At 68.2% G+C, this 2,331-nt stretch carries 3 protein-coding genes; all 3 read left to right on the forward strand.

The window, feature by feature from the left end; genetic code table 11:
- The first annotated feature begins 103 nt into the window (after positions 1 to 103).
- Positions 104 to 334, forward strand: coding sequence for a DUF433 domain-containing protein (locus tag WD250_17240; protein ID MEX2621961.1), 231 nt, complete (start codon positions 104 to 106; stop codon positions 332 to 334).
- Between the two features lie 979 nt (positions 335 to 1,313).
- On the forward strand, positions 1,314 to 1,568 hold the full coding sequence (locus tag WD250_17245; GenBank protein MEX2621962.1) for a hypothetical protein: 255 nt from the start codon (positions 1,314 to 1,316) through the stop codon (positions 1,566 to 1,568).
- Positions 1,565 to 1,939 (forward strand): PIN domain-containing protein, encoded by a 375-nt coding sequence (locus WD250_17250; protein MEX2621963.1) that lies wholly within the window; start codon positions 1,565 to 1,567, stop codon positions 1,937 to 1,939. The genes WD250_17245 and WD250_17250 overlap by 4 nt, the downstream gene beginning before the upstream one ends.
- Positions 1,940 to 2,331: the final 392 nt, after the last annotated feature.

The raw sequence follows: 2,331 nt of genomic DNA on the forward strand, positions 1-2,331 counted from the left end.
CTCGGTGCCTCGATGAAATTCGTCCCAAGCCCTCATCTGACCTGCGGAACGTAGGGTGTGTGGGGCGTGACGCCGGTCAATCATGGCGGTCGATTGGCCTACTATGGCATTCGAGCGCATCACCGCTGACCCGAGGATCATGGCCGGCGTGCCGTGCATCCGCGGCACCCGCATCCCTGTCGCGACTGTCGTGGGCATGGTCGCCGAGGGCATGTCCGTCAACGACATCCTGGCCGACTATCCGCAGCTGGCCACAGATGACGTTCGTGAGGCCTTGCACTTCGCCGCGGTCGCCGTCGACGAACGCGTCCTGCCGCTACAACCCTCCGCGTGAAGCTGCTGGTCGACGAAAGCCTGGCACGCCGCGTCGCCTCCCTACTGCTCGAGGCGGGACACGACGCCGTGCACGTGGCCGATCTCGACCTTCGTGGGGCTCCCGACGACGCGGTCCTGCAGGCCGCCGCTCGAGAAGACCGAACCGTGGTGACCGCCGACACCGACTTCGGGACCCTACTCGCGCTCGGGCACACGGCCCAGCCGAGCGTGATCCTCCTTCGACGACCCGGGCGAAGGGCCGAACAACGGGCCGCCGCCGTCACGCACGCCATCGACACCGCCGGTGACGCGTTGGACCAGGGTGCCCTGTGGTCATGGAACCCCGCCGCCTTCGTGTTCGGGCACTCCCCATCCAGACAGACTGACCTGCCCTTCTACGCAGCACAGGCCCTGTCCAGCCGACGACCACAGGGTTCAGCGCGGTACCCGCCCCGCCCAGGCGCCAGCACGACCACAGGAGATCGGCGGATCTCCTCCGGTTCGAACCGGACGTTGCGGCCGACCTTGACGAACGAGATGCGACGCTCAGCGACAGCGCGCCGTACCCATCGCTGGGTCACACCGAGGCGCTCCGCTGCTGCGGGTATGTCGATGAGGCAGTCAGACACGGTGAGCCACCCGCCGCTGCCCTTGGATCTGGAGAGGCGCAGGCACCGATTCGTGTCCCCGCTCGAGCTGGCTGGCGCCGACGCGCGGGACTCCGGCGGCGGCGCCGCCTCGGTGCTCGGCGTGATGGGCGCAAGGCCCGTGGGCCTCGTTCACCGCTCGGGTCACCTCCGTGGCAGACGCGCTGATACGCATGCGGCACTGTCCGAAGGAAGTTGCACGCGACCGCCAACGATCGTGACAGCTCTTCGGTCCGCCAGCCTCCACAGGGCGGCTCGGTTGGGCCTGGTCGGGCTACATCACCCAAGGGTGAGCAGCTTCGCTACCAGGAGGTAATACCGTGGTAGCACCAGAGTTGTTATCCTGGCCGCATGGCCGTGAAGAAGGTGTCCGTTGCCCTGGACCCCGATGTCGCTGAGGCGGCGGCATCCGCTGCACAAGCGCGTGGCCAAAGCCTGTCCTCATGGCTCAACGAGGCAGCCCGCAGCCAACTCCGCATCGAGCAGGGTCTGGCTGCGGTGCGCGAGTGGGAGCACGAACATGGGGGCTTGACGGACGACGAGCGTGCCGCAGCACACGGGACCTTGAAGCGGCTCCTTGCCCGTCCGTCCCGCCGTAGCGCGTGATCGTCTACGACACCGGCGCGCTGGTGGCCGGCGAACGCGGAAACCGGGGCATGTGGGCCCTCCACGAAGCCGCGCTTCGCGATCGCCTGAGTCCGCTGGTGCCAGCGGGAGTGCTGGCCCAAGCATGGCGAGGCGGCCCCCAGGCGAACCTGTCACGGCTGCTGGCAGGATGCGTGGTGACGCCGCTCGACGAGCCGCTCGCCCGAGCGGCGGGCGCCCTGTGCGGCAAGGCCCGCACGGCCGACATCGTGGACGCTTCCGTGGTGGTGTTGGCACAGCTGGCGGGTGCTGCCATCGTCACCGGTGACCCTGCGGACCTGCACCGTCTCATCGAGGTTGGCGAGACTGAGATCAGCGTTCACGTGATCTGACGCGCCGTGGTAAATCAGCGGCGCTCCCGGGTGGCCTCGAGCGTCCCGGGCAACCCTGGAAGTTCGGCGGATCTCCGAACGCTGCGGGGCCTCCGGTGACCGTCGCCGGGTTCAGCGACTGCCCGACTGGGTGGTAGCGGGAACGGTTCCCTGCAGGAGATCCGACGAGTTGATCGAGCCCCTTGAAGGGGGTCGTTGCCCATGTCCTTGAGGTGGGCCTGGGAAGACGCCTACCCGGACCTGGCCGACGATCTCACGATGGGTCCCACTTCCCTCGGCACCGATGTGGATCGTGACGCCTCACAGGCGGCCACGGACCAATCCGGCCATACCCCGAGGATGCAGCCAGTGGCCCGGACCCCGCGGCTCGACGCAGTGCAAAACACGATGAC

Source organism: Egibacteraceae bacterium (assembly GCA_040905805.1).
In the GTDB taxonomy this organism is placed as follows: Bacteria; Actinomycetota; Nitriliruptoria; order Euzebyales; family Egibacteraceae; genus DATLGH01.

Excerpts from the sequence above, each read along its gene's own strand:
- WD250_17240 (MEX2621961.1), top strand. The coding sequence starts at position 104 with ATGGCATTCGAGCGCATCACCGCTGACCCGAGGATCATGGCCGGCGTG.
- WD250_17245 (MEX2621962.1), top strand. The coding sequence starts at position 1,314 with ATGGCCGTGAAGAAGGTGTCCGTTGCCCTGGACCCCGATGTCGCTGAG.